The organism is Rhizobium skierniewicense Ch11 (assembly GCF_023757665.1).
Taxonomy (GTDB): domain Bacteria; phylum Pseudomonadota; class Alphaproteobacteria; order Rhizobiales; family Rhizobiaceae; genus Agrobacterium; species Agrobacterium skierniewicense.
Map to the genome: position 1 here is coordinate 221,393 of NZ_RXPG01000029.1, position 24,883 is coordinate 246,275.

Consider the following 24,883-nt stretch of genomic DNA (forward strand, 5'->3'; position numbering starts at 1 on the left):
CCGCAAGTGAGCTTGACCAAACCTCAATAAAAAGCAATTTTTGGGCCAAGTCAGACTTTGGCGCCGAAACATCGTGAAAAAAGCGGCGCTAAAGGGGTTTATGGGAGTTTAGCGTCCGCCATGGCCTTGTCCGCCAGTCTTTTGTTGCGTCAAAACCAGTCTCTGGTCATGACCCCACAACTGATGCAGTCCATTCAGCTGCTTCAGATGACGCATATTGAGCTGACGCAATTCATCGCCCAGGAAGTCGAGAAGAACCCGCTGCTTGAAATAGTGGCAAACGATATCGATTTGGGCACCGCCCCGCTGGACGATGGCTTTGATCGGCACAGCGAACCGCCAGAGCCGAATTCGGACCCGTCACAGGAGGCGGACGAGTGGTACGGTGACCGCGCAAGCACGCTGAACGAACAGCTGGACACCAATTTCGAAAACGTCTTTCAGGATGATACCGCGCCGGCAAAGGCCGACGCGCCGGAGCTTGTCGGGCAATGGAAGTCCATGCCGGGAGCGGAGGCGGGCGAGTCCTACGATCTCGACGATTTCGTTGCGAGCAAACCCAGCCTTCGAGACCATATCGGCCAGCAACTTCCCTTTACCGTGCCCGTGCCGCAGGACAGGATGATTGCGGATGCCTTGCTCGATCACCTTGATGAGACGGGCTATCTCCCTGTCGATGCGATAGACGATATTTCTGACCGTCTGAGCGCCTCGAAAGCCGACATCGAACGCGTGCTTCACGCGCTGCAGACCCTTGACCCCCCGGGCATTTTTGCGCGCAGCTTGAGTGAGTGCCTTTCCATTCAGCTTGCACAGAAAGATCGTCTCGATCCGGCGATGAAGGCGTTTGTCGGTCATCTGGAGCTTCTGGCAAAGCGTGATTTCGCCTCTCTCAAGCGGCTCTGCGGTGTTGGCGAGGACGATCTTCTGGATATGCTGGCCGAGATCCGCGCTCTCAATCCACGCCCGGGCGCTGGTTTCGAGACGGGTATTTCGGAAACCATTGTCCCTGACATCGTCGTGCGGCCCTCCATCGATGGTGGCTGGTTGATCGAGCTCAACCCGGAGACGTTGCCACGTGTTCTGGTCAATCAGACCTATTTTTCAGAAGTGTCCAAAGTCAAGACGCGCAACGGCGAGGATGGAGAGTTCCTGTCCGAGTGCATGCAGACCGCCAGCTGGCTGACCCGCAGCCTGGACCAGCGCGCCAGAACGATCATGAAGGTCGCAAACGAGATCGTGCGCCAGCAGGACGCGTTTCTTCTCCATGGCGTCGATCATTTGCGCCCGCTCAATCTCAAGCAGGTGGCGGATGCGATCAAGATGCATGAATCGACCGTCAGTCGGGTCACATCGCGAAAATACATGCTGACGCCACGCGGACTTTTCGAGCTGAAATATTTCTTCAGCGTTTCGATTGGCGCTGTCGAAGGCGGCGATAGCCACTCGGCCGAAGCGGTGCGTCATCGCATCAAGATCATGATCGCGCAGGAAGCGCCCGACGACGTTCTATCGGATGACGATATCGTCAATAATCTGAAGAAAAGCGGTGTCGAACTGGCGCGTCGAACGGTCGCAAAATATCGTGAGGCGATGAATATTCCGTCGTCCGTACAACGACGCCGGGAAAAGAAAGCCATCGCAAAAGTTGCGACGGCGTAACGAATTCTTTATATATTTCAATTTGTTAATAATCCCGTTTGACTCTTGACCCCTCCAGCGTTAGAAGCTCGCCGCACAGACGGCAGGATGCCGATCAACGCAAAAGTGTACGCCACGCTGAGGCGCCAAACAGGAATGAGACTGAAAGTCTCTCGAAACGCTTGGATGAGCGTCTGGCTTAACGTAAGCTGTTACACGCAAATCACTGAAAAAGGAAAAATTCCATGAGTGTGCGTGTATCTGGTAAACATATGGATATCGGCGAATCGTTCCGTCAGCGGATCGAGGACAACATTAGCCTGGCGATTACCAAGTACTTTGATGGGGGGTATTCTGGTCAAGTAACCGTGGAGAAATCCGGCGCGGGTTTCGCAGCCGATTGCAAGATACATCTCGATACGGGTGTCGTCTTGCACGCAGCGGGACAAGCCAATGATCCACAGGCGAGTTTCGATGCGGCAGCCCAGCGGATAGAAAAGCGGCTTCGCAGATACAAGAGAAAATTGAAGGACCACCATCACAACGGTGCGTCGGCCAACGGCATTCTGGAAGAGTTTCCCTATACCGTCATGGATGCCGTCCCGGATGAGGATGACGAACTGCCGGAAGATTTCGCTCCGACCATCGTTGCTGAAACCTCCAAGCAGGTCAAAACCATGACCGTTGCAAGCGCCGTCATGGCGCTCGACATGACAGATGAGCCGGTGCTGCTGTTTCGCAGCCCAGCCAAGGAACTGAATATCGTCTACCGTCGGACCGATGGAAACATCGGCTGGATCGATGCAGCGACGATAAAGAACTGAACAGTCTGACAAGGCACCGGGGGTGCGGCCGCATGGCGGCACCTCCGGCCCGTTTCGATCGCATGAAGGATATAGAGAATGGCGTTGGCAGATTTGCTGCAACAGGATGCGATTATTCCCGCCCTCAGAGTGAATTCCAAAAAGCAGCTTCTTCAGGAATTGGCGGCCCGAGCCTCACGAATCACAGGCGTGGCCGAGCGGGAAGTGTTTGACGTCATCTTGCAACGTGAGCGGCTGGGTTCGACCGGCGTCGGTCACGGTATCGCCATTCCCCACGGAAAGCTTGCCAGCATCGACCACATCGTCGGCGTTTTCGCACGTCTCGAAAATGCCGTCGATTTCGAAGCCCTGGACGATCAGCCCGTCGACCTGGTGTTTCTGCTGCTCGCACCGGAAGGCGCCGGTGCCGATCACCTGAAGGCGCTGTCGCGCATTGCGCGGGTGCTGCGCGATCCCGAGCTGGTCGCCAAACTGCGCGCGACCGAATCCGACACCGCGATCTTTACCTTCCTCAACCAGGAACAGGCCAACGCCGCCTGACATGTCCGTTGGTCTTGCCGTTCGGCTAGAGCATTTCCGGCGATCCATGGATCACCTGCAACGCTCCATCTGTTTGTTTTTCCGCAATTGCGGATGCGAAACCGGTTCCGACTTTCTCTACAATCGGTCTATTGCCCGACGTCCCGCTCGATTTTCATCTCGGCCATCCGGTCATCCAGCCTGCGCAACCGCTCAAGGCTTGGAAGACCCAGTTCGTGGCGCGGCGTGTTGTCGGGCGGCATAAGTGTGTAAGGCTGCGGCTCCTTCCACACGGGCGGATTGGTCTTGCGCAGATGATAGAGGTAGAGCGCTGCAAAGCCCAGCGCGAAGACGCAGGGCATATAGATCGCGAGCACCTTCACCTGATCGGACATCATGCGGAAGGTGTGTAAGAGATCGGCAAAGAAGCTGTAGGATTCCATCACATTTCCCCATCGTACATGGTGCTCACGCGGAAAAACGCGCAGCAACCGGCCATTCTGTCGAAACGGGAGATCGACCACCGGAGGAAACGGACCTCTGGTGGCCGGGGAGTTAGAAAGCCGCAAGTGAACGACCGCCCTGACCTTTAGGCTCGCGCCTTGGACATACGTCAGGACCTCCCCAGCCATAGGAAAGGCAGAGGAATTGCGTATAGCAACAATAGACCGCCTCAGCCACAAAACTATGGCTGAGGGGTGTCATTACGGCCGACACCGGCCGTCACTTGAGGGGTTTCTATGCCCCAAGACCGGTCCGTTACGCCCGGTCTCGCTGCAACCATAGCGAAAGTTGTACTGAGGGGAAATAGCTATTTTTCGTGTCTTAGAGCAAAGCCCCGTCTTATGCGCGAGGCGTACCCGTCAGACGATGAAGCGCTCTGGAGGTGTTGGGGTCACCCGCCGTTCAGGTGACCCGAAGTGCCTCCATCATGCGTCTTTTTCGTTGACGCTGCTCGTGCCTGGCTCGGCTGTGGCCGGTGCATCACCCTTCGGTCCACCCTTGGCAACACCCACCATTGCGGGCCGCAGCACACGGTCACCGATCGTGAAACCGGCCTGAACCACCTGCACGACAGTATTGTTGGGAACAGCCGTGTTGGGAATTTCAAACATCGCCTGATGGAAGTTCGGGTCGAACTTCTCGCCTTCCGCATCCATCTTGCGCACGCCGTGGCGCTCCAGCGCCGACAGCATCGAACGTTCGGTCATATCGACACCTTCGATGAGACCCGCGATGCCTGCTTCCGAATTTGTCTTCAGCTCTTCGGGGATCGTGTCGAGCGCGCGGCGAAGATTGTCGGATACGGCCAGCATGTCGCGGGCAAAGCCTGCGACGGAATAGGCCTTGGCATCCTTCACCTCTCGCTCGGTGCGGCGACGCAGGTTGTCCATCTCGGCAGCAAGACGCAGGAATTTGTCGCGCAGATCAGCATTTTCAGCCTTCAGCACGTCGATCGGATCGGGCTCGGACGTTTCAGGCGCATCATCTTCGACAGCCATTGCCTCGAGTGCCTCGTCTACGACGTCTGCGTCAGGTCCGTTTTTCTTGGTATCGTCGGTCATGACGTTCTCCAGCTCTACATCTGTTATGGGTTGAGCCCGATATCGAGGTTTACCATGCAAAAATCAAGGCTTGCGGGCAAACCATCTCCTATTCGGTAGCAGGTTTTCGAGATCAGCGCCGTTTGCCGGCCAGCCGGGCCATGATCTGGGCCGTATAATCGACCATCGGCACGATGCGCGAGTAATTGAGCCGCGTCGGCCCGATCACGCCGACGGCACCGACGACACGGTTTTCATCGTCCCGGTAGGGCGCAACGATCAGCGAGGAACCTGACAGCGAAAACAGCTTGTTCTCCGAGCCGATGAAAATTCTGACGCCCGAACCGGTTTCAGCCAGGTTGAGGACCTCGATCAGATTGTCCTTGCGCTCGAGATCATCGAACAGCAGCCTCACACGGTCGATATCTTCTTCGCCGGCGAGCCCTTCCAGAAGGTTGGAGCGTCCCCGAACAATCAGCCGCCCCAGCTTACCCTCCTCATTGTCGCCGGACCAAACCGCAAGACCGCGCGTCACGAGATCCTGCGCCAGCGTGCTCAGCGCCGCCTGAAGCTCGGATTTCTGTTCCAGCAGCTGGGTGCGCAGTTCCGGCAGCGTTTGTCCGGCCAGATGGGCGTTGATGAAATTGGCGGCCTCCGTCAATTGCGACGACGTGATTCCGGCGGGTAGTTCGATGATGCGGTTTTCGACCTGGTTGTTGTCGCCCACCAGAATGGCCAAGCCCTTGGTTGGTTCGAGGCGAATGAACTCCACATGCTTCAGCACCGCGTCGCTCTTGGTCGTCAACACCAGACCCGCGCCACGCGACATGCCGGACAGCATGCGGCTGGCCTCCGTCAGCAAGCCCTCGATCGGCTGCTCGCGGCCTGAGACAGGGCCGATCTGGCGGTCGATGCTGGCACGCTGCTCGGCAGGCAGATCGCCCACCTGCATGAAGGCGTCCACGAAAAAGCGCAACCCGATCTGCGTTGGCAGGCGGCCCGCGCTGATATGCGGTGAATAGATCAGGCCGAGTTCTTCCAGATCGCTCATCACATTGCGAACGGATGCGGGCGACAGCGACATGGGCAGAACGCGCGACAGACTGCGCGAACCCAGCGGCTCGCCATTTTCGAGATAGCCTTCCACGATGCGCCGGAAGATTTCGCGCGAGCGATCATCCAGCAACGCACCCGGTTCTTTTCCGATCGGAGGAGAAATGCTCATTACGTCCGTTCTTCATCCCGTCAGTTCATGGCAGGAATATAGTCGCTTGCGCGCTTAAGTAAAAACGGAAATTCCGCATATGCCCTGCACCGACCCGCTTTTCCTTTGCAAAACGGCCGGTGCGGCCTTAGAAGGCGGAGATCAAAACGGAGACGAACCAGATGCGGCCTTCAGGCAGAAAAACCGATCAGATGCGCAAAGTGTCTTTCGAGCGCAATTTCTCGAAGCATGCAGAGGGCTCCTGTCTGGTCAAATTCGGCGACACGCATGTCCTCGTGACCGCCAGCCTTGAAGAAAAGACGCCACCATGGCTGCGCAACAGCGGCAAGGGCTGGGTCACTGCCGAATACGGCATGCTGCCCCGCTCCACCAACGAGCGCATGCGCCGTGAGGCCGCGTCCGGCAAGCAGGGTGGCCGCACGCAGGAAATCCAGCGCCTCATCGGACGGTCGTTAAGAGCGGTGGTCGATCTTCAGGCGCTGGGCGAACGCCAGATCAGCATCGACTGCGACGTCATCCAGGCCGATGGTGGAACCCGTACGGCGTCCATCACCGGCGCATGGATTGCCCTTCACGATTGCCTGAAGTGGATGGAAACCCGCAACATGATCAAGGTCGAGAAGGTTTTGAAAGACCATATCGCCGCGATATCCTGCGGCATCTTTGCCAGCCAGCCGGTGATCGATCTCGATTATCTCGAAGATTCCTCGGCCGAAACAGACGCCAATTTCGTCATCACCGGTTCGGGTGGCATCGTTGAAATTCAGGGCACGGCCGAAGGCGCACCGTTCAGCGAGGAGGAGTTCCTGACGCTGCTGGGCCTTGCCAAGACAGGCTGTGCGGACCTCGTCGAGCTGCAAAAACAGACGATTGCCTGAGCCAGGAACGCGAAACCCATGCGCAAACTCGACACCAGAACCATCGTCGTTGCCAGCCACAACAAGGGCAAGATCGCCGAAATCGCCGATCTGATCGGCCCTTTAGGCTTTTCCGCCAAGTCTGCGGCGGAGCTGAATTTCGCCGAGCCCGATGAAACCGGCACAACATTCGAGGAAAACGCCGCCATCAAGGCGCTGGCCTCTGCGCGGGCGTCCGGATTGCCATCGCTGTCCGACGATAGCGGTCTGGTGATCGATGCGCTTGATGGCAATCCCGGTGTCTACACCGCCAACTGGGCGGAAACGGCTGACGGCACGCGTGATTTCGACATGGCGATGCAGAAGGTGGAGGACGCCTTGCAGGAACGCGGCGCGACCGAGCCTTCCGCCCGCACCTGCCGCTTCGTCAGCGTCCTGTGCCTGGCCTGGCCCGATGGCCACACCGAATTCTTCCGCGGCGAGATCGAGGGCACCGTCGCATGGCCTCCACGCGGCACCAGCGGCTTCGGCTATGATCCGATCTTCCAGCCGCAAGGCCATGACACGACATTTGGCGAGATGACATCCGACGAGAAACACGGCTGGAAGCCGGGCGATCCCCAGGCGCTCTCGCACCGCGCCCGCGCGTTCAAGACATTCGTCGAAACCTGTCTGGACGCATGATGATCGATCTTGGGAGCAGGTTCTCCCCTGCCCCCGATGCGACACTGCTGCCTGACACCGGTGAGCCGGGTTTCGGCATCTACGTGCATTGGCCATTTTGCGCCGCCAAGTGCCCCTATTGCGATTTCAACAGCCATGTCCGCCACAAGCCCGTGGATCAGGAGCGTTTCGTTGCTGCTTTCTTGCGGGAAATGGAAACGATGCGCCAATTGAGCGGCGCAAAGGTCGTCACCAGCGTTTTCCTGGGCGGCGGCACGCCCTCGCTCATGGACCCGCAGACGGTCGGCGCCATCATGGATGGCATCGCCCGTTTCTGGCATATGCCCGATGGCATCGAAATCACCATGGAAGCCAACCCGTCCAGCGTGGAGGCAGAGCGGTTTCGCGGCTACCGCGCCGCTGGTATCAACCGTGTCTCCATGGGTGTGCAGGCTCTCAACGACCGCGACCTCAAGTTTCTGGGCCGTTTGCATGATGTCGCAGATGCGTTGAAAGCCATCCGGCTTGCCCGCGAAATCTTCCCACGCATGTCCTTCGACCTCATCTATGCCCGGCCCAACCAGACGGTGGAGGAATGGGAAAAAGAGCTTGTCGAGGCCATCTCCTATGCGGTCGATCACCTGTCGCTCTACCAGTTGACCATCGAGGAAGGCACGGCCTTTTACGGTCTGCACAAGGCAGGCAAGCTGATCGTACCGGATGGCGACCAGTCGGCCCTTCTCTATGAGGCGACGCAGGACATCACCGCCCGTCACGGCATGCCGGCCTATGAGGTATCCAATCACGCCATACCGGGTGCTGAAAGCCGCCATAACCTGACCTATTGGCGTTACGGCGATTACGCCGGCATCGGCCCCGGCGCGCATGGACGCCTGACCACGGGCGGCGCAAAACTTGCGACCGCCACGCAGCGCCACCCGGAAACATGGCTCGAAAGCGTCGAGCGCGATGGTCACGGCATTCTGGATCAGGAGATGCTGGGTGTCGAGGAACAGTCCGACGAGTTGCTGCTGATGGGCCTGCGCCTGCGTGAAGGCGTGGATCTTGCCCGCTGGAGCGACCTCTCCGGTCGCGATCTTGACCCCGACAAGGAAGACTTTCTTCTCCAACACGGCTTCATCGAGCGTCTGGGCAATTCACGCCTGCGCTGCACGCCGTCGGGCATGCTCATCCTCGATTCGGTGGTGGCTGATCTGGCGTGTTGATGTCGCTCCCTTGGTCCGACGCGGCACCCCCATCTTTTTCCTGCGCCTTACGCGCATTCTCCGCGCTTTCGCGGCGAAGCGGTGCGCCGATCGGGCAGATATCCTGCACGAAGCCCGTCAGGCTGTTGGCAAGCGTGTCCGATACTTGCCGGTAATAGACATACTTGCCCCGTTTTTCCGACGCGACGAGCCCCGCATGCTCAAGCAATTGTAAATGCTGGGAAATAGACGGTTTCGACATATCGAAACGCGCGGCGATATCGCCTGCGTTCATCTCGTGATGCGCGACATAGGCGAGGATTTTGCGTCGGACGGGAGAGGCCAGCGCCTCGAAAATCAACTGTATGGACATAGCGCTTTCTACCATTAATCAATTAGCCAATCAACTAACTGTTGACAGAATTACATTTCGTCGATTACCTAATTGTAGAAATGATGGAGACTTGATCATGCAGATACACTCGCAATGGATTTTCGACTGCGCCCCTCAGCACATCTGGCCGCATTTTTTGCATGCCAAGATGGACAGCTCGAAGCCGTTCCTGTTCCGCCTTGGCATTCCCAAGCCTGTCAGCTGCAAGGTTCTGGAAGGCCATGGCGCACTGGGCAACACCCGCCAGTGCACCACGGATCGCGGCACCATCGACCAGCGCATTCTCGATTACGTCCCCAACCGGAAACTGCGTTATCGCATGATCGACAGCACCGTGTGGTGCAAGGACTGGATCGGCACTCTGGAGGATGAATTCACTCTTGTTCCGATTGGACCCAACACGACACGCGTCGAACGCCGCAGCGATTTTACCGCGCGTGGATTGCTGGCCCCGCTCAGGCAACTGGCGCTGTGGATCGCCTTGAAACAGGCCCATCGCTACGCCTCGAAAAACTGGCGCAGATTGAGCAGCGAGGCGCAAACCGCAGAGCAACGGGAGGTCACGCCATGAAGGATCGTCAGACACCGCAAACCATAGCCCGGATCGTGTATTTCGTCGAAATTCTCGTCTTCGCGGCACCATTCTACCTGACCTACGGAATTCTAGCCGTCATCAGCGCCCCCTATGCGGGACTGCTGATCCTGTTCAGCCCAGCCTGGTTGATGGCCTATCTGATGGACGCAAATGGAGAGTTCGCTCCGGTCATTCTCGTGGGAACAATCGTCATCGCCATCGCTGCATTGTCCCTAACTGGTGTGGTCGCCCTGTGGAAACTGGCAAAGCTCTCCCACATCTATATGTTCAAGGGTGCCGAAGCGCTGTCGAAACATCACCGCGATCTCCGCATCGGTCTCTTCTGCGGTCTCGCGCCGCTCATTTTCACCACCACGGTCATGGCAGCGATTGCCGTCAGCGACGGCGGCTGGACAAGTCTGCCCTTTGCCATCATCGGCGGCGGTACCTTGCTCATCCCGGTCGCCCATCTGTGGCTGGCGATGCCCAACGCTCGCGAAAAGCTCGGCGCAGGCACCGAAACGCCGCTCCTTGCCTAGATCCGGTTTCGTCCCGGCCCGCCGTACAGTCACGTTTGATGACAACAACCAGCCCGACAGAGACAAAATCCGACAGGAGCTGATGCCGACCGCTGCGCCAAAGCGCAAACGTCCCGCGTCGCACCTTCTGGTCGCTCTATTTAAAGATCTCGGACGTCATGACGCGCTAGCGACAACGACACGTAGAAAGACCGGTCACGCCGTTTGAAGGCGGTACCGGTCTCTGACGGGAGCAATGAGAAGGGACAGAGATCGCCGGGTTTCCCCGACCATCTCATTTAAGCGTTGTTTTCGTTGATCAAGCGCTTCAGCAACTCAACCTCATGGCCGAGTTTCGTATCGCCGCCGATCAGTTCCTCAATCTTGCGTACCGCATGCAGAACGGTTGTATGATCGCGCCCGCCGAAGCGACGGCCGATTTCCGGGAAGGAACGCGGCGTCAGCATTTTTGCAAGATACATGGCGATCTGGCGCGGCTTGACGATGACACGGGTGCGACGGTTGGAGACCAGTTCCTGACGCGAGACGTTGTAGTGCCGTGCGACGATGCGCTGGATGTCCTCGATGCGCACACGCTTTGCTTCGCCCGTGCCCACCAGATGGGCCAGCAATTCATCGACACGCTCGATCGACAGGTTGGGCTCGAAGGAGCGACGGAAGATCAGCTGGTTGAAGGCGCCTTCCAGTTCACGGCCGCTCGCGGTCACGCTGCGGGCCACGTGAGAGACGATCTCTTCTGGAATATCGAAGCTCGGATCGTCCTGACGGGCGGTCGCGATCCGCTGTGTGAGCATTTCGTGGCGCATCTCATAATCCGGACCTTCGATTTCGATGGCCATGCCACCCTGAAGGCGCGAGCGAACCCGTGGATCAAGCGATTCCAGCTCCCAGGGCGCGCGGTCTGCAGCCACAACGACCTGCTTGGCGCTGTCGAGCAGCATGTTGAGCAGGTGGCAGAATTCGTGCTGGATCATCTTGCCCTGCAGGAACTGCATGTCGTCGATCACAAGAAGATCGATGTTGCGCAACGTGTCCTTGAGGGTCAGTGCGTCATTGTCACGGATCGCAGTTGCGAAACGCCACATGAAATATTCGGCCGTCAGATAGACGACACGCGGGGTCCGCGGGCTGTCGATGGCGGCATTGGCGATGGCCTGGAGAAGATGCGTCTTTCCAAGGCCCACACCCGCGTGAATGAACAGCGGATTGAAGCGCACCGCACCCGCACCGGCCTCGGCAATGGTCTTTGCGGCGGCCAGAGCCACACGGTTTGATGATCCTTCGACAAAGGTGTCGAAGGTGAAGCGGCTGTCGAGCGGCGATCCGAACAGGGGACCCGCACCCGAATGACGGGTCGCGTGGGCCGATTGCGAAGCGCCCGATATCTGGCCATTCGACGAGGGCTGCGGTGGAATGAACGGCTTTGCACGCTGCGCAGTCGTTGCAGCCTCGGAGACGGGCTGTACCCGCTCTTCGACTGGAGCAGCCCGTGCCGGGCGGCTCGCCGAACGCACCAGGATTTCAACCTTCAACACATCCGCATCCTCGCTCTGAACGAGCGTCGTGATGAGATCGATATAACGGTTGTTGATCCAGGATTTCAGAAAGGTTGTCGGTACGGTAAACCGCACGACGCTCTTGGAGACAGAATGAAGCTTGAGACGCGCGAACCAGCTTGCATAAACTTCCGGTCCGACCTGTGCCTTCAACCGCGCGCTAAAACGTTCAAACAGCGCGTCATGCTTCATATCCTGCTTTTCCCCTGAGATATCCGTATCAGCTGCATCACATGCCTTTGGCGTGCGGTCCCCATTTGCTACCGCACCCATCACCAAATTCAATTGCATATTGCCGCCTTTCAAATTGCCAATCATAGCCTGACGAACAAAAGTCCATCAGGGATACCCCTCGTTTATTCTTGCCTCTCGGACGCCCCCTCGAAAGTTGTCCTCAAGTCCCCGTCTATAGACGCGAGCCGGTTATCCCATTTTCCTCTCCATCATGGAGAGGCCTGCGATGACTCAACGTTGCTTCCACAACACCTTCACAATATCAGTCGATCCAGACACGGTTTCACGTTTCCGCAACCTGAAAGGCTGCGGCCAAACCGACCCCAATACTTGAAAAAACGAACCCGAACAGGACCCGTCCGCAAGGAGCTTGTATCTGCGAACTCAGGATCGAGATAGCTTGTGGATAGACTTCCTTGCCCCTTGTCGAGATGCATTTAGGCAGGATCAGGGGGGGAGATCAATCGCGTTTTTTCTGCAAAGGGAGCGATCTGCCATTGACTCATACAGGCCGTTTTGCATGGCCCGAGGCTCTATCTGGAGAATCTCTTATGAATCAATGAGATTCAATTTCATGGCTTTTTTTTAGGCCGCAAGAACCGAAAAATTAAATTTCGCTTGACCGATGATTGAGGCGACCTTCCGTAAGGTCAGGCAGCTACACTTTTATGGACCTTTTATAAGTATCTGTTTTATAACGATATTTTCCGTCATTGCTTTGACGCATAAATGTCATGCCATGCGCCAACAGGTTAACGAACCGTTAGAAACGAAAAAAGCCCGGTCGTAGGACCAGGCTCTTATCACATTTTCGAAATAGCAGATTAGGCGGAAAGTGCCTTCACGCGCTGTGCCAAACGGGACACCTTACGGTCTGCCGTGTTGCCTGGCATCACACCGCGGGTGGCGGCGCGCTGGATCTCAGGCTGTGCTACTTTGAGCGCTTCTGTTGCAACTGCCAGATCACCCGATGCAATGGCTTCTTCGACCTTGCGAATGAAGCCGCGAACGCGCGAACGACGAGCCTTGTTGACTTCCGTACGGCGAGCGATCTTGCGAGTCGCCTTTTTCGCCGAAGTTGTATTGGCCATGTATGCCTCTCTTCGAATTCAAACCAAAATCCGCAACCACAGGATCAGGTCCTTCAAAGACCTCGCGTTCCAAAGAGTGCGGGAGTAATTGGAACAAGCCGGATGGCTTTTCCTAACCGTGGGCGGGCATATAACCTTAAAGCAGCTGCCCGTCAACGCGCATTTACAGCAAAAACGCTGATATTCCGAATCCTTGGCACCCTTTGAGCCCAAAACGCATGAAGCGCTTTGGGTCGCTGAGCGAAGCTGCGGAGAACCTAGAGCGTTTCCTTGTTAAATGGAAACGCTCTAGCGATTGTCGAAGACAGGTTTTCTCTTCTCCGCGAAAGCCGCCATGCCCTCTTTCTGGTCATTTGTGGCAAACAGCGACTGGAACAGGCGGCGCTCGAACCGCAGCCCTTCGCTCAGAGAGACTTCGAAGGACCGGTTGACGCTTTCCTTGGCCATCAGCACCGAGGCGCGCGACAACGATGCGATGGTGCTGGCGGCATCCACTGCCTCATCCAGCAGGCGCTCCTGCGGCACGATGCGCGAGACAAGGCCTGCCCGCTCGGCTTCCGCTGCATCCATCTTTCGGCCTGTCAGCACCATATCCATGGCCTTGGCCTTGCCCACCGCCTGCGTCAGGCGTTGCGAGCCGCCCATTCCGGGAATGATGCCGAGCGTAATCTCGGGCTGGCCGAATTTGGCACTGTCGGACGCAATGATGAAATCGCACATCATGGCCAGTTCGCACCCACCGCCCAGAGCAAAGCCCGAAACAGCCGCAATGACGGGTTTGCGGCAGGCCGCCACCTCGTCCCAACCGCCCAGGAAATCGCCCAAATAGACGTCGACGAAATCGAGCGACTGCATCTCCTTTATATCGGCGCCTGCCGCAAAGGCCTTTTGCGAACCGGTAATAACGATGGCGCCAATGGAATCATCGCTCGAAAACGACGCCAATATATGCCGCAGCTCTTTCAGCAAGGCGGCGTTCAGCGCGTTCAATGCCTGCGGGCGGTTGAGTGTGATGACGCCGACATTGTCGCGCTTTTCAACGATGAGCGTTTCATAATCCATGATGAGGTCCTCTCGCGTCATTTCTGGCAGGCGGCGCAATAGAAGGTGGAGCGTCCCGCCTGGACGATCCGTTCGATCGTACCCCCGCAACCGGGTGTGGGGCAAGCATGACCCTGCCGGTCATAGACCGAAAAGGAATGCTGGAAATAACCAAGTGTGCCGTCCGTCTGAATATGATCTCTCAAGGACGAGCCGCCGGCTGCGATGGCGTCGGCAATCACCTCGCGGATTTTCTGGGTCAGCTCGACGAGTTGCGCCCTGGGTTTGCCGGTTTTCGTCACCAGCGTGCCAGCGGCTCTCAAAGGCGACAGATGCGACCGCCACAGCGCCTCGCAGACATAGATATTGCCAAGTCCGGCAATGACCTTCTGGTCCAGCAACGTGCTTTTCAGCGGCTGGCTCTTGCCAGCGAAACGGCTTGCCAGATCGTCCGCGCTCAGCGCATTCCCCGTGGGTTCCGGGCCCAGCTCGGCAAAGGCGGGGTAGAGATCGATATGGGCGCGCTCCACCAGATGCATGAAGCCGAAACGGCGCGGGTCATTATAGATGACCTGCTTGGACGAGCCGTCATCGCCGTGCAGATGGAAGATCACATGGTCGTGCTTGCCATCCTTGGAGCGCGCATAGTGGAACTCGCCGGGTGTGTCCGCTTCTGTATCCTGCTCTTCGATCCGGAAGGAGCCGGACATGCCCAGATGCGAGATGATGGTCAGGCCGTCTTCCAGCTCGATCAGCAGATACTTCGCCCGGCGTCCGAGCGACACGATGCGCTTGCCTTCCACCAGCGCCGAAAAGTCTGGCGGGAAGGGAAATCGCAGGTCTGGTCTCGCCAGCGTCAGCTTTTCGACGCGCGCACCTTCCATGGTCGGCGCAAGGCCGCGTCTGACGGTTTCCACTTCGGGCAGTTCTGGCATGACTATCTCACATGTTTACCGCAACGGTCTTGTGATCTCAAACCTGCGGACATACATGTCGCAGGCATCTCATGCCGCAACAGATAGCGCCGCATTCCCGTTTCCGCTATGGTCGGCACCGCAATTAAAGATGGAGACCGCTCATGACCGAAGCCCGCACCACCGCAGATGGCGGCATGGAAACCTCCTACGGCTTTCACAGGGTCGACGAAGGCCAGAAGCAGGGCATGGTCAACGAGGTCTTCCACAAGGTCGCCAAGCGCTACGACATCATGAACGACGTGATGTCAGCGGGCATGCATCGGGTGTGGAAAGATGCCATGATCTCAGCGCTCAATCCACGCAAGGACCCGTCCTACAAGACGCTGGATGTAGCTGGCGGCACGGGTGATATCGCGTTTCGCATCATTGAAGCCTCCAACCACCTGGCGCATTCCACCGTTCTGGATATCAACGGCTCGATGCTGGCGGTGGGCGAAGAACGGGCTGCCAAGAAGAAACTCTCCGACAATCTGACCTTTGTGGAGGCCAATGCGGAAGAATTGCCGTTCGAGGCCAACAGCTTCGACGCCTACACCGTGGCGTTCGGCATTCGCAATGTGCCGCGCATCGATGTGGCTCTGAAGGAAGCCCACCGGGTTCTGAAGCGGGGCGGGCGTCTGCTGGTGCTGGAGTTTTCGGAAGTCGATATGCCGCTTCTCGACAAGGTGTACGATGCCTGGTCGTTCAATGCCATTCCCCGGTTCGGCAAGATGATTACCGGCGATGCCGAGCCCTATCAGTATCTGGTGGAATCGATCCGCAAATTCCCCAATCAGGACGATTTCGCCGCGATGATCCGCACCGCCGGTTTCTCGCGCGTCAGCTATACCAATTATACCGGTGGCATCGCCGCACTGCATTCGGGCTGGAAGCTTTGATCGACATGATGGCTTGCAGCAAGAAGAAGGCATTCGCATGAGCACTCCCGGCGCATATTTTCGCCTTGCAAAGGTCGGCTGGGTTCTGGTGCGCGAAGGCGTGGTGCTGGCCCTGCCATCAGAGGATCTTCCCGCATCCGCCAAACTCGCCAAGGCGCTGCTCAAGCCCTTTGCCCGCAACCGTGCAAAACATGCCGACCGCCGCGACCGGCTGGCGACCGCCGTGGAAAGGCTCGGTCCTTCCTATGTGAAGATGGGCCAGTTTCTGGCGACACGCCCGGATGTGGTCGGTGCCGATTTTGCCGAAGACCTGTCACGCTTGCAGGACAGGATGGCCTTTTTCCCCAACGCTGCGGCGAAGGCCAATATCGAGGGATCGCTCGGACGTCCGGTGTCCGATCTTTATCTGGAGTTCCGTGACCCGATTGCCGCCGCCTCGATTGCTCAAGTGCACCCGGCCATCGTGCGCACCTCCACGGGGCAGAAGAGGGTGGCCGTGAAGGTCATCCGCCCCGGCGTGCGTCAGCGCTTCCAGAACGATCTGGAGGCGATGTATCTGATTGCCGATCTTCAGCAGCGTTTCGTCCGTTCCGCCCGGCGCCTTCGCCCGGTGGAGGTGACGCGCGCGCTGGAACAGACGACCAAGATCGAGATGGATTTGCGGCTGGAAGCGGCGGCGCTCTCTGAAATCGCTGAAAACACCAAGGGCGATCCCGGCTTTCGCGTGCCGGAGGTGGACTGGGAGCGCACGGGCCGCGATGTCGTCACCATGGAATGGATCGACGGCGTCAAGATGTCGGATGTGGCGGGCCTGCGGGCTGCCGGGCACGATCTCGATGCGCTGGCCGATACGCTCATCCAGTCCTTCCTGCGCCACACATTGCGGGACGGCTTCTTCCACGCCGACATGCATCCGGGTAACCTCTTCGTCGATCCACAGGGCATGATCGTTGCCGTGGACATGGGCATTGCCGGTCGGCTGGGCAAGAAGGAACGCCGTTTCCTGGCCGAAATTCTCTACGGCTTCATCACCCGCGACTACATGCGCGTGGCGGAGGTGCATTTCGAAGCGGGTTACGTTCCCGGCCACCATGACATTGCAAGCTTCGCCCAGGCGATCCGCGCCATAGGCGAGCCGATCCATGGTCAGCCAGCCGAAACCATCTCCATGGGCAAGCTGCTGACGCTTCTGTTTGAAGTGACGGAACTGTTCGACATGGAAACGCGGCCCGAACTGGTGATGCTGCAAAAGACCATGGTGGTGGTGGAAGGCGTCTCGCGCATTCTCAATCCGCGCTTCAATATGTGGAAGGCGGCAGACCCCGTCGTCAGCGGCTGGATCCGGGACAATCTTGGTCCCAAACGCATTGTGACCGACATGAAGGATGGCCTGAAAGCCGCCATCAAGCTTGCCGAAGCGGCACCGGAAATCGCGGCCAAGACCGAAAAGCTTCATGCTGATCTGGTCTATATGAGCGAACACGGCCTGCGCTTCGATGCCAGCACGGCCGAAGCCATCGGCAAGGCGGAAGCGAAACACACGCGCTGGGGCAGGATTGCGCTTTGGGTGATTGCGCTGGTGATGGTCTATATTGCGGTAAGGCTAGGGTAAGGCGGCATACCGACCTCACCCTAGCGCGATGCCCAGCTCGGCCCGCAGCTTGCGCGTCAGTCCCTTTGCCACCAGTTCGTAGGACCGGCGCACATAGTGCTCTAGGTCCTGTGCATCCAGGGGCGAATCGTCTGAAATGGAAATCCATTTTCGCCTGGCGAAATAGGGTGCCTGCGAAATGCCATCCAGCGCGGTGAGGATTTCAAAGCTTTCTTCCGCACATTTGATGACCAAGCGCCAGTCCTCGCGTTGGCCCAGAACGGCAAAAACCTTGGGGCCGACCTTGGCGACATGCGATTCCCACTGGTCAACGAAGCTGACGCCCGGCCATGCTTCAAGGGTCGTATCGAAAGAGTGGCGTTCGAAAAAGCTCATGCGAGCCTGTCCGCAATCAGCGCCGCCAGACGTCTTGCCACTTCGGCCTTGTCGAGATCGGGCCATGCGTCGATGCCATCTGCCGAGATGATCTTCACGCTGTTGCGATCTCCGCCCATGATGCCGGTTTCGGCAGAAACATCGTTGGCAACGATGAGATCGGCACCCTTGCGCGTGAGCTTGGCGCGTCCATTGGCTTCGACGTTCTCGGTTTCGGCTGCAAAACCGACGACGATTTTCGGCCTGCTCGCGTGATGGCCGATGGTCTTGAGAATATCGGGATTTTCCACCAGTTGCAGTGCCGGGGGCTGGTCTCCCTGTTGTTTCTTGATCTTCTGATCGAGCGATGTCGCCACACGCCAGTCGGCCACTGCCGCAACCATCACGGCGATATCGGTCGGAAGGTGGGAGACGACCGCAGCCAGCATCTGCTCGGCGCGCTCGACATGCACCGTGGTGACACCAGCGGGATCTGCAATCGTGACCGGACCGGAGACCAGCGTAACCTCCGCACCCAGCGCGGCCAAGGCCTTTGCAATGGCATGGCCTTGCTTGCCGGAGGAGCGGTTGGCAATATAGCGCACCGGATCGATCGGCTCATGGGTCGGGCCTGAGGTGACGATGGCTTTTTTTCCCGCCAGTGGTTTTGGTCCATGCTCCAATAGCGCTTCGACGGCCTCGACAATCTGCAGGGGCTCAGCCATTCGGCCTAGACCCACCTCGCCTTTCTCGGCCATTTCGCCTGCCATCGGCCCGATGAAGCCGATGCCATCGCCTTTCAGCGTTTCAATGTTGCGTTGCGTGGCTTTGGCCATCCACATTTTGGGGTTCATGGCGGGTGCGATGAGCACCCTGCGGTCGGTTGCCAGCAGCACCGTGGATGCCAGATCATCGGCCAGACCGTTTGCCATCTTTGCCATGAGATCGGCCGTGGCGGGTGCGACCAGAACGAGATCGCAATCGCGCGCCAGCCGGATGTGGCCGACATCCTGCTCGTCCTTGCGCGAAAACAGGTCCGTAAAGACATGGGTGGCCGACAACGCTCCGACGACGAGCGGGGTGATGAATTCCTGAGCGCCCCTGGTCATGACAGGTGTCACCCTGGCGCCGCGTTCCTTCAATCGACGAATGAGATCGAGGCTTTTATAGGCCGCGATGCCGCCGGAGATGATGAGAAGAATATGCTTGCCTGAAAGTGCCATGATGCCGACCGAATTCCCGTTTGGGTGGGAAACTAAGCCCTTGGCTTTCAAAGTGCAATCGCGCCGGACAAAGTGATGCGTTCACGCGGCGCAAGCGCCCGTGCTCTGTTTCGTTTCAACCCGGAGAGCCCACGCACATGCGCGGATGTCTCTGGTATGGTGTCGTCGTTGGCGTGCGCATGTGCGTGGCCATCGGTCTTTTCGTTCTTGCAGCCATGTCTTGCCCAGACCGGGCCGGAAAGATACCGGCCTGAGCGTGACAGGCAGTGTCCGACAGACCGTTTCGCCTCGCCCTGTCCGAAAGCCGTGAATGGTCTTTCGCGTCGCGGAAATCGGGTCCACCGGGCTTGCCCTGACATGGTATTCCTGATGCCTGGCCGCACGTCTGCGTTCACCCACCAGCCCTCACCGCCTTGATGGCTCGCGAAACATCTCCGCGGCGAAAGTGGGAGGATTGTAGGCATGGGTTCGGAAGCCGTGGAGAAAAGTTTTTTGACTTTTTTTGGTTTTCGGAGAGTTTTTTTAAACGCTGATATCTGCGTTTTTGCAGTGCGATCAGCCAACACGCCCCGAAATGATTGGCATGGCCGATACCGGTTCTTGCGAGATCGCATAAGCCCCGAGCACAGTTGCTCCGGCACGTCGCGCATCCTCTTGCGTTGAGGCATGCACCATGGCAATCGGCTGGTCTTTTTCCACGCGTGTTCCCAAAGGAAGGATCGCCGATACGCCGACACGATGATCGATCGCATCGCCGGGATGGCGACGACCGCCACCCAGTTCGACGACGACCATGCCAAGATCGCGCGTCTGGCAGGACGATAGCCAGCCCGCCTCATTGGCCAGCACCGGCACAATATAGGGTGCCTGAATGAGATAGGTGTTCGGTCTCTCCACGAAATCAGCGGGGCCACCCAGTGCGAAAATCATCTGCCCGAAACGCTCCAGGGCCTGACCGGAGTTCAATGCCTGACGCGCCTGCTGTTCGCCTTCGGCGAGGCTGGAAACGACAGCTGACTGCACCAGCATTTCAGCGGCAAAGGCAAAAACCAGTGTGTCGATGCGGGTCCCGGCTTTCTTGCCAGCGAGAAAATCCAGACAGTGAATAATTTCCAGCGCGTTGCCTGCGGTGTCGGCCAGAGGCTCGTTCATATCCGTGATATGGGCTGAGGTTTTGACGCCTGCGCCATTGGCAACGTCTACCAGGGAGCGCGCCAATTGCTCGGCTTCATCAGAGCTTTGCATGAAGGCGCCACTGCCGAATTTCACGTCGAGTACCAGCGTTTCAAGCCCGGCGGCGAGTTTCTTCGACAGGATGGAAGCGGTGATCAACGGTACGGAATCCACCGTCGCCGTCACGTCTCTGATGGCATAGAGCCGTTTGTCGGCAGGGGCGAGATCGCCGGTCTGGCCGATGATGGCGCAGCCGACACTGCTGACCGTGCGGCGAAACTGGGCCTCGTCCGGCATGACATCGTAGCCGGGAATCGATTCGAGCTTGTCCAGCGTGCCACCGGTGTGGCCAAGACCCCTTCCCGAAATCATCGGCACGGCGAGACCGCAGGCCGCAACGATGGGGGCGAGCATCAGCGATACGTTATCGCCCACGCCGCCGGTGGAGTGCTTGTCGGCGATCGGCTTGCCGATATCGGCCCAGGAGAGGACATCGCCGCTGTCGCGCATCGCCAGCGTCAGCGCCACGGTTTCATCCCGGCTCATGCCGCGAAAGAACACGGCCATGGCGAAGGCTGCCGCTTGGCCTTCGGAAATCTTGCCCGTGGACAGGCCGGAGATGAAGGCGGAGATATCATCCGCCGTCAGCACCTGACCATCGCGTTTGCGGCGGATGATTTCCTGCGGGATCATCTGATATCAGTATCCGCTGGCAGATTTCGCCGGTTCGCCACCACCCAGAACATTCAGGATATCGTCCAGAATGCCGGATGCGCCGAAGCGGAAGGTGGAGGGCATGGCCCAGTTGGGCTGCATGATCGTTTCTGCCAGACGCAGATAAAGCGTTGCATCTTCCACCGTGCCGATGCCACCGGCGGGCTTGAAGCCGACCTTCTTCTTGCTGTCTCTGATCGACTGCAACATGATGTCGGCGGCTTCCAGCGTGGCGTTGACGGTGACCTTGCCTGTAGAGGTCTTGATGAAGTCCGCACCCTCGGCAATGGCGATTTCGGAGGCGCGGCGGATCAACGTCTTGTCCTTCAATTCACCGGTCTCGATGATAACCTTGAGCAGAACCGGCGAAACGCATGCCGCGCGCACAGCGGCGACCATCTCGGTTACGGCATGTTCATCGCCTGCAATGAATTTTTTGTAGGGAATGACCAGATCGATTTCATCGGCACCATCGCGAATGGCGCGGTCTGTTTCGCTCACGACCGTTGCGACATCCAGATCGCCGGAGGGAAAGTTGACGACGGTTGCGATACGGATAGACGTATCCTTGCCGAAGGCGGCGCGGGCCTGTGCGACGAAACGTGGCCAGATGCAGATGGCGGCCGTCGTGCCATATGGCGTACGGGCCTTCTGGCACAGCGCAGCGATCTGCTCCGGCGTGCAGTCTTCCTTGAGATTGGTGAGGTCCAGCAAGGACAGGGCGAGAGCGGCGGCTTCGCGCGGGCGCTGAAGTTCCATGCTCAATTTCCTCCTGAAATCATTTCCGTTAAAATCGCGGCCAGTCGTGCGCCGCCTATGGGTGCCATGTCTTTGGTCTCTTCATGGCTCAATTCCGCGCCGGTCATTCCGGCACCGTAATTTGTAATAACGGAAGCGGCGGCAACGCGCATCCCGAAAAAGCGCGCAAGGATGACTTCCGGCACCGTGGACATGCCAACGGCATCGGCCCCGAGCGTGCGCGCCATGCGAATTTCCGCTGGCGTTTCGAAACTCGGGCCTGAAAACCACATATAGACCCCCGAAAACAAGGGCACGGTGGCGCGAATGGCGGCATTGCGCATGGCAATCGACAGATCGGCGTCATAGGCGCTGGTCATGCCAACGAAGCGGCCATCACTGTCTTCACCAATCAACGGGTTCATGCCGGAATAATTGATGTGATCGGTGATCTGCATGACCGATCCGGGTGGCATGTCCTGACGCACGGAGCCTGCCGCATTGGTGAGGATGAGCGCTTGCACGCCGATGCCTGAGAGAGCCTCGATGGCCGGACGCATGGCGCTCGCATTACCCCGCTCGTAATAATGCACACGGCCCGCCAGCATGATGATGGGTTGCCCGCCAAGATAGCCGGCCACCAGTTCACCTGCATGGCCCGAAACGGCACTTTCAGGAAAGCCGGGGATGTCGGCGTAAGGAATGCGAACAGCGTCGGTCACCTCGTCCACCAGAGAGCCCAGGCCCGAGCCGAGAACCACGGCGGTGCGTGGCATCAGCCCACTCAGCCTGTCCACGAGGACGTCGATGATCGCGTGATCCATCAATCCAACTCTGTCTTGAAGCTGAAGGGCAAAAGCTCTTCCATGGTCATGACCTTTTGAACACCGGCCTCATCGCAGAGATAAATCTTCGTATCGGCAGAGGCGAATTCTGCGATCTTCTGGCGACAACCGCCGCAGGGCGGGCAGAGCGCCAGCTTTTCAGCGATGACGGCGATTTCGGTGATCTTCTTTGCCCCACCCATGATCATGGCACTGATGGCGGAAGGCTCCGCGCACCAGCCCTGTGGAAAGGACAGGTTCTCGATATTGGCGCCCTTGTAGATCTTGCCATCTTCCGCGCGGATGGCGGCACCGACGGGAAACTTCGAATAGGGAGCGTGGGCGAAGGCCATGGCCTCGCGGGCTGCCTCGAACAATGCGTGCGACATGGTTTAACGCTCCTTGGAATAGGCCACGCCACCGGCCTTCGGCGGCTTGGCGATGCCGATGAAACCGGCTAGCAGAATGCAGGTGAGAATATAGGGCAGCGCCTGGAAAATCTGGACCGGCACTTCGCCAATGCCCGGAATGGCCTTGCCCTGCATGAAGTTTGCGACCGCATCCAGGAAGCCGAACAGCAGGCAGGCGAACATGACCGGTACCGGCTTCCATTTGGCGAAAATCAGGGCTGCCAGTGCGATATAACCCTTGCCCGCCGACATGTTGGCGATGAAGGCTGCCGACTGCGCGACGGCGAGATAGGTGCCGGCAAAGCCGCAGAGGAAACCGGCGACGATGACGGCGCGGAAACGCATCCATGTCACGGAGATGCCAGCCGTATCGACAGCACCGGGGTTTTCACCGACCGCACGCAGGCGCAAACCGAAGCGGGTGCGGTAAAGAACCCACCAGGAAATCGGCACGGCGATGAAGGCGAGATAGGTGAGAATATTGTTGCCGGAGATGACATTGGCATAGAGCGGGCCGATGAAGGGTATGTCGCGCACCATATCCACGCCTGGCAGGATGATGGGGGTGAAACGACCTTCACCGGGAATTTGCGGCGTGCGCCCCCCCTGCCCGAACCAGGCCTGCCCCAAGACCACCGTCAGACCGGCAGCCACAAAGTTGAGCGCGACGCCCGACACGATCTGGTTTCCGCGGTTGGTGATGACCGCAAAGCCGTGCACCAGCGAAAAGAAGATCGAGACGCCGATACCGGCGGCGAGACCCGCCCAGGGGTCGGACGTGATATAGGCGACGCAGGCGGATGCGAAGGCAGCGGCCAGCATCTTGCCCTCAAGCCCGATATCGAAAACACCGGCGCGCTCTGAAAACAGGCCTGCCAGCGCCGTAAACAACAGCGGAATGGTCAGGCGAACGGTCGAACCGAGAATGCTGACCAGCATATCGAAGGTTTCCATGGGCCTTACCTCTTCACGAATTGTTGGTAGATGCGCACAAGCGCGGGGCGATACATATATTCTAGCGCGCCTGCAAACAGGATGACGAGACCCTGAATGACGATGATCATCTCTCGGGTGATATTGGGCATTTCAAACGACAGATCAGCCCCGCCCTGGTAGAGGATGCCAAACAACAGCGCGGCGAAGACGATGCCGAGTGGATGACTTCGCCCCATCAACGATACGGCGATGCCGACGAAACCGGCGCCGCCAACAAACTCAACCTGCAACCGGGCGGATGCGCCCATGACAGGGTTGAGCGCCATCATTCCCGCCAGACCGCCCGAAATCAGCATGGCGATAATGACGGTGCGCGAATAGGGAATGCCTGCATAAACGGCCGCCGAGGGGCTGATGCCAAGCGTGCGCATTTCATAGCCCAGCTTGGTACGCCAGATCAGCACCCAGACCAGGAAAGCGGCAACCAGCGCGATGAGAAAGGACACGTTGAAGGGCGCAGGCCCAAGTTTCAGGCCGAACATCGCCATCAGCCAGTCCAGCTTCGGCAATTGGCCACCTGGCAGGAACGTGCGGGTTTCCGGCGCCATCTTGCCCGGCACGATGAAAACGTTGACCAGCAGGTAGACCATCAGCGCGGCGGCGATGAAGTTGAACATGATGGTGGTGATGACGACGTGGCTGCCACGCTTTGCCTGAAGCCAGCCGGGAATGAAGGCCCAGGCAGCACCGAACACGGCGGCACCGATGATGGCAAACGGCATGGTGACATACCAGGGCACGTAGCGATCCAGCGCGAGCGCGACCAAGGCAGCACCCAGCCCACCAATATAAGCCTGTCCTTCCGAACCGATGTTGAAGAGACCCGCATGGAAGGCGACGGCAACGGACAGGCCGGTGAAGATGAAGCTGGTGGTGTAAAACAGGGTGAAACCAATGGCGTCACCACGACCCAGCGCGCCTTCGATCAAAAGCCGCAGCGCCGCGAACGGGTCTTCGCCAATGCCCCAGACGACGAGCCCGGAGATGAAAAAGGCGGTGGCGAGGTTGAGGAACGGCAGGAGGCCGTAGGACATCCAGCTGGGAAGGGGAACGGAAGCTGTACTCATGAGCTTTAAA

27 protein-coding genes are annotated in these 24,883 nt (G+C 58.6%); 10 read left to right on the forward strand and 17 right to left on the reverse strand.

Features of this window, described 5'->3' with window-relative positions; genetic code table 11:
• Positions 1-120: 120 nt before the first annotated feature.
• The 3 genes from rpoN to ptsN all read left to right on the forward strand — a co-directional run bounded on the left by rpoN (position 121) and on the right by ptsN (position 3,005).
• On the forward strand, positions 121-1,662 hold the full coding sequence (gene rpoN / locus EKM04_RS19475; RefSeq protein WP_183896745.1) for an RNA polymerase factor sigma-54: 1,542 nt from the start codon (positions 121-123) through the stop codon (positions 1,660-1,662).
• 224 nt (positions 1,663-1,886) lie between these two features.
• On the forward strand, positions 1,887-2,465 hold the full coding sequence (hpf, locus tag EKM04_RS19480) for a ribosome hibernation-promoting factor, HPF/YfiA family (RefSeq protein ID WP_045230146.1): 579 nt from the start codon (positions 1,887-1,889) through the stop codon (positions 2,463-2,465).
• Positions 2,466-2,543: 78 nt separating this feature from the next.
• Positions 2,544-3,005 (forward strand): PTS IIA-like nitrogen regulatory protein PtsN, encoded by a 462-nt coding sequence (ptsN, locus tag EKM04_RS19485; protein ID WP_174151767.1) that lies wholly within the window; start codon positions 2,544-2,546, stop codon positions 3,003-3,005.
• 128 nt (positions 3,006-3,133) lie between these two features.
• On the opposite strand, the gene EKM04_RS19490 is transcribed toward ptsN, so the two are convergent.
• From EKM04_RS19490 to hrcA, 3 genes are all read right to left on the reverse strand, one after another.
• Positions 3,134-3,427 (reverse strand): hypothetical protein, encoded by a 294-nt coding sequence (locus EKM04_RS19490; protein ID WP_174151766.1) that lies wholly within the window; start codon positions 3,425-3,427, stop codon positions 3,134-3,136.
• A 486-nt stretch (positions 3,428-3,913) separates the two neighbouring features.
• Positions 3,914-4,549, reverse strand: a complete 636-nt coding sequence (gene grpE / locus EKM04_RS19495; protein ID WP_174151765.1) for a nucleotide exchange factor GrpE — start codon at positions 4,547-4,549, stop codon at positions 3,914-3,916.
• 112 nt (positions 4,550-4,661) lie between these two features.
• Complete coding sequence (gene hrcA, locus EKM04_RS19500; RefSeq protein WP_174151764.1) at positions 4,662-5,753, reverse strand: heat-inducible transcriptional repressor HrcA; 1,092 nt, start codon at positions 5,751-5,753, stop codon at positions 4,662-4,664.
• A 161-nt stretch (positions 5,754-5,914) separates the two neighbouring features.
• Between hrcA and rph the strand changes: the two genes are divergently transcribed.
• Genes rph through hemW form a run of 3 tightly spaced genes read left to right on the forward strand, consistent with a single transcriptional unit; the run spans position 5,915 to position 8,499 of the window.
• Entirely contained in the window at positions 5,915-6,631 is a 717-nt protein-coding gene (rph, locus tag EKM04_RS19505; protein ID WP_174151763.1) for a ribonuclease PH, read from the forward strand.
• Between the two features lie 18 nt (positions 6,632-6,649).
• A complete protein-coding gene (gene rdgB / locus EKM04_RS19510; protein ID WP_174151762.1) occupies positions 6,650-7,294 on the forward strand; it encodes an RdgB/HAM1 family non-canonical purine NTP pyrophosphatase in 645 nt (214 codons plus the stop codon).
• Positions 7,294-8,499 carry a radical SAM family heme chaperone HemW gene (gene hemW, locus EKM04_RS19515; RefSeq protein WP_183896746.1) on the forward strand — a complete coding sequence of 402 codons (1,206 nt, stop codon included), beginning with the start codon at positions 7,294-7,296 and terminating at the stop codon, positions 8,497-8,499. The genes rdgB and hemW overlap by 1 nt, the downstream gene beginning before the upstream one ends.
• On the opposite strand, the gene EKM04_RS19520 is transcribed toward hemW, so the two are convergent.
• Entirely contained in the window at positions 8,462-8,851 is a 390-nt protein-coding gene (locus EKM04_RS19520) for a metalloregulator ArsR/SmtB family transcription factor (RefSeq protein ID WP_327786323.1), read from the reverse strand. The genes hemW and EKM04_RS19520 overlap by 38 nt on opposite strands.
• Before the next feature lie 97 nt (positions 8,852-8,948).
• Here EKM04_RS19520 and EKM04_RS19525 point away from each other — a divergent pair, with 97 nt between their 5' ends.
• Entirely contained in the window at positions 8,949-9,443 is a 495-nt protein-coding gene (locus EKM04_RS19525) for an SRPBCC family protein (protein ID WP_183896747.1), read from the forward strand.
• The gene (locus EKM04_RS19530) at positions 9,440-9,985 is read left to right on the forward strand and encodes a hypothetical protein (protein WP_183896748.1); all 546 of its coding nucleotides are present in this window, start codon (positions 9,440-9,442) and stop codon (positions 9,983-9,985) included. Before EKM04_RS19525 ends, EKM04_RS19530 begins: the two co-directional genes overlap by 4 nt.
• 278 nt (positions 9,986-10,263) lie before the next feature.
• Here EKM04_RS19530 and dnaA read toward each other — a convergent pair whose 3' ends face one another.
• The 4 genes from dnaA to mutM form a co-directional block, all read right to left on the reverse strand.
• Positions 10,264-11,733 carry a chromosomal replication initiator protein DnaA gene (gene dnaA / locus EKM04_RS19535; RefSeq protein WP_412762980.1) on the reverse strand — a complete coding sequence of 490 codons (1,470 nt, stop codon included), beginning with the start codon at positions 11,731-11,733 and terminating at the stop codon, positions 10,264-10,266.
• Positions 11,734-12,599: 866 nt separating this feature from the next.
• On the reverse strand, positions 12,600-12,866 hold the full coding sequence (rpsT, locus tag EKM04_RS19540) for a 30S ribosomal protein S20 (protein WP_045230155.1): 267 nt from the start codon (positions 12,864-12,866) through the stop codon (positions 12,600-12,602).
• A gap of 288 nt (positions 12,867-13,154) precedes the next feature.
• Positions 13,155-13,928 carry an enoyl-CoA hydratase gene (locus tag EKM04_RS19545; RefSeq protein ID WP_183896749.1) on the reverse strand — a complete coding sequence of 258 codons (774 nt, stop codon included), beginning with the start codon at positions 13,926-13,928 and terminating at the stop codon, positions 13,155-13,157.
• Positions 13,929-13,945: 17 nt separating this feature from the next.
• On the reverse strand, positions 13,946-14,842 hold the full coding sequence (gene mutM, locus EKM04_RS19550; RefSeq protein WP_174151756.1) for a bifunctional DNA-formamidopyrimidine glycosylase/DNA-(apurinic or apyrimidinic site) lyase: 897 nt from the start codon (positions 14,840-14,842) through the stop codon (positions 13,946-13,948).
• Between the two features lie 143 nt (positions 14,843-14,985).
• Here mutM and ubiE point away from each other — a divergent pair, with 143 nt between their 5' ends.
• Together ubiE and ubiB are read left to right on the forward strand one after the other, a co-directional pair.
• Entirely contained in the window at positions 14,986-15,762 is a 777-nt protein-coding gene (ubiE, locus tag EKM04_RS19555) for a bifunctional demethylmenaquinone methyltransferase/2-methoxy-6-polyprenyl-1,4-benzoquinol methylase UbiE (RefSeq protein WP_174151755.1), read from the forward strand.
• Positions 15,763-15,799: 37 nt separating this feature from the next.
• Positions 15,800-17,374 (forward strand): 2-polyprenylphenol 6-hydroxylase, encoded by a 1,575-nt coding sequence (gene ubiB, locus EKM04_RS19560; protein WP_174151754.1) that lies wholly within the window; start codon positions 15,800-15,802, stop codon positions 17,372-17,374.
• A 15-nt stretch (positions 17,375-17,389) separates the two neighbouring features.
• On the opposite strand, the gene EKM04_RS19565 is transcribed toward ubiB, so the two are convergent.
• From EKM04_RS19565 to EKM04_RS19605, 9 genes are all read right to left on the reverse strand, one after another.
• A complete protein-coding gene (locus EKM04_RS19565; RefSeq protein WP_183896750.1) occupies positions 17,390-17,749 on the reverse strand; it encodes an MmcQ/YjbR family DNA-binding protein in 360 nt (119 codons plus the stop codon).
• Positions 17,746-18,951, reverse strand: coding sequence for a bifunctional phosphopantothenoylcysteine decarboxylase/phosphopantothenate--cysteine ligase CoaBC (gene coaBC / locus EKM04_RS19570; RefSeq protein WP_183896751.1), 1,206 nt, complete (start codon positions 18,949-18,951; stop codon positions 17,746-17,748). Before coaBC ends, EKM04_RS19565 begins: the two co-directional genes overlap by 4 nt.
• Positions 18,952-18,998: 47 nt before the next feature.
• On the reverse strand, positions 18,999-19,310 hold the full coding sequence (locus EKM04_RS19575; RefSeq protein ID WP_183896752.1) for a hypothetical protein: 312 nt from the start codon (positions 19,308-19,310) through the stop codon (positions 18,999-19,001).
• A gap of 196 nt (positions 19,311-19,506) precedes the next feature.
• Positions 19,507-20,817, reverse strand: coding sequence for a thymidine phosphorylase (gene deoA / locus EKM04_RS19580; protein WP_183896753.1), 1,311 nt, complete (start codon positions 20,815-20,817; stop codon positions 19,507-19,509).
• 6 nt (positions 20,818-20,823) lie between these two features.
• Positions 20,824-21,597 (reverse strand): deoxyribose-phosphate aldolase, encoded by a 774-nt coding sequence (gene deoC, locus EKM04_RS19585; RefSeq protein ID WP_174151749.1) that lies wholly within the window; start codon positions 21,595-21,597, stop codon positions 20,824-20,826.
• Positions 21,598-21,599: 2 nt separating this feature from the next.
• On the reverse strand, positions 21,600-22,400 hold the full coding sequence (locus EKM04_RS19590) for a purine-nucleoside phosphorylase (RefSeq protein WP_174151748.1): 801 nt from the start codon (positions 22,398-22,400) through the stop codon (positions 21,600-21,602).
• Complete coding sequence (locus EKM04_RS19595; protein WP_174151747.1) at positions 22,400-22,789, reverse strand: cytidine deaminase; 390 nt, start codon at positions 22,787-22,789, stop codon at positions 22,400-22,402. The genes EKM04_RS19590 and EKM04_RS19595 overlap by 1 nt, the downstream gene beginning before the upstream one ends.
• A 3-nt stretch (positions 22,790-22,792) precedes the next feature.
• A complete protein-coding gene (locus EKM04_RS19600) occupies positions 22,793-23,764 on the reverse strand; it encodes an ABC transporter permease (RefSeq protein ID WP_183896754.1) in 972 nt (323 codons plus the stop codon).
• A 5-nt stretch (positions 23,765-23,769) separates the two neighbouring features.
• Positions 23,770-24,873 carry an ABC transporter permease gene (locus tag EKM04_RS19605; protein WP_183896755.1) on the reverse strand — a complete coding sequence of 368 codons (1,104 nt, stop codon included), beginning with the start codon at positions 24,871-24,873 and terminating at the stop codon, positions 23,770-23,772.
• Positions 24,874-24,883: the final 10 nt, after the last annotated feature.

Excerpts from the sequence above, each read along its gene's own strand:
- rpoN (WP_183896745.1), top strand. The coding sequence starts at position 121 with ATGGCCTTGTCCGCCAGTCTTTTGTTGCGTCAAAACCAGTCTCTGGTC.
- hpf (WP_045230146.1), top strand. The coding sequence starts at position 1,887 with ATGAGTGTGCGTGTATCTGGTAAACATATGGATATCGGCGAATCGTTC.
- ptsN (WP_174151767.1), top strand. The coding sequence starts at position 2,544 with ATGGCGTTGGCAGATTTGCTGCAACAGGATGCGATTATTCCCGCCCTC.
- EKM04_RS19490 (WP_174151766.1), bottom strand. The coding sequence starts at position 3,427 with ATGGAATCCTACAGCTTCTTTGCCGATCTCTTACACACCTTCCGCATG.
- grpE (WP_174151765.1), bottom strand. The coding sequence starts at position 4,549 with ATGACCGACGATACCAAGAAAAACGGACCTGACGCAGACGTCGTAGAC.
- hrcA (WP_174151764.1), bottom strand. The coding sequence starts at position 5,753 with ATGAGCATTTCTCCTCCGATCGGAAAAGAACCGGGTGCGTTGCTGGAT.
- rph (WP_174151763.1), top strand. The coding sequence starts at position 5,915 with ATGCGGCCTTCAGGCAGAAAAACCGATCAGATGCGCAAAGTGTCTTTC.
- rdgB (WP_174151762.1), top strand. The coding sequence starts at position 6,650 with ATGCGCAAACTCGACACCAGAACCATCGTCGTTGCCAGCCACAACAAG.
- hemW (WP_183896746.1), top strand. The coding sequence starts at position 7,294 with ATGATCGATCTTGGGAGCAGGTTCTCCCCTGCCCCCGATGCGACACTG.
- EKM04_RS19520 (WP_327786323.1), bottom strand. The coding sequence starts at position 8,851 with ATGTCCATACAGTTGATTTTCGAGGCGCTGGCCTCTCCCGTCCGACGC.
- EKM04_RS19525 (WP_183896747.1), top strand. The coding sequence starts at position 8,949 with ATGCAGATACACTCGCAATGGATTTTCGACTGCGCCCCTCAGCACATC.
- EKM04_RS19530 (WP_183896748.1), top strand. The coding sequence starts at position 9,440 with ATGAAGGATCGTCAGACACCGCAAACCATAGCCCGGATCGTGTATTTC.
- dnaA (WP_412762980.1), bottom strand. The coding sequence starts at position 11,733 with ATGAAGCATGACGCGCTGTTTGAACGTTTTAGCGCGCGGTTGAAGGCA.
- rpsT (WP_045230155.1), bottom strand. The coding sequence starts at position 12,866 with ATGGCCAATACAACTTCGGCGAAAAAGGCGACTCGCAAGATCGCTCGC.
- EKM04_RS19545 (WP_183896749.1), bottom strand. The coding sequence starts at position 13,928 with ATGGATTATGAAACGCTCATCGTTGAAAAGCGCGACAATGTCGGCGTC.
- mutM (WP_174151756.1), bottom strand. The coding sequence starts at position 14,842 with ATGCCAGAACTGCCCGAAGTGGAAACCGTCAGACGCGGCCTTGCGCCG.
- ubiE (WP_174151755.1), top strand. The coding sequence starts at position 14,986 with ATGACCGAAGCCCGCACCACCGCAGATGGCGGCATGGAAACCTCCTAC.
- ubiB (WP_174151754.1), top strand. The coding sequence starts at position 15,800 with ATGAGCACTCCCGGCGCATATTTTCGCCTTGCAAAGGTCGGCTGGGTT.
- EKM04_RS19565 (WP_183896750.1), bottom strand. The coding sequence starts at position 17,749 with ATGAGCTTTTTCGAACGCCACTCTTTCGATACGACCCTTGAAGCATGG.
- coaBC (WP_183896751.1), bottom strand. The coding sequence starts at position 18,951 with ATGGCACTTTCAGGCAAGCATATTCTTCTCATCATCTCCGGCGGCATC.
- EKM04_RS19575 (WP_183896752.1), bottom strand. The coding sequence starts at position 19,310 with ATGTCAGGGCAAGCCCGGTGGACCCGATTTCCGCGACGCGAAAGACCA.
- deoA (WP_183896753.1), bottom strand. The coding sequence starts at position 20,817 with ATGATCCCGCAGGAAATCATCCGCCGCAAACGCGATGGTCAGGTGCTG.
- deoC (WP_174151749.1), bottom strand. The coding sequence starts at position 21,597 with ATGGAACTTCAGCGCCCGCGCGAAGCCGCCGCTCTCGCCCTGTCCTTG.
- EKM04_RS19590 (WP_174151748.1), bottom strand. The coding sequence starts at position 22,400 with ATGGATCACGCGATCATCGACGTCCTCGTGGACAGGCTGAGTGGGCTG.
- EKM04_RS19595 (WP_174151747.1), bottom strand. The coding sequence starts at position 22,789 with ATGTCGCACGCATTGTTCGAGGCAGCCCGCGAGGCCATGGCCTTCGCC.
- EKM04_RS19600 (WP_183896754.1), bottom strand. The coding sequence starts at position 23,764 with ATGGAAACCTTCGATATGCTGGTCAGCATTCTCGGTTCGACCGTTCGC.
- EKM04_RS19605 (WP_183896755.1), bottom strand. The coding sequence starts at position 24,873 with ATGAGTACAGCTTCCGTTCCCCTTCCCAGCTGGATGTCCTACGGCCTC.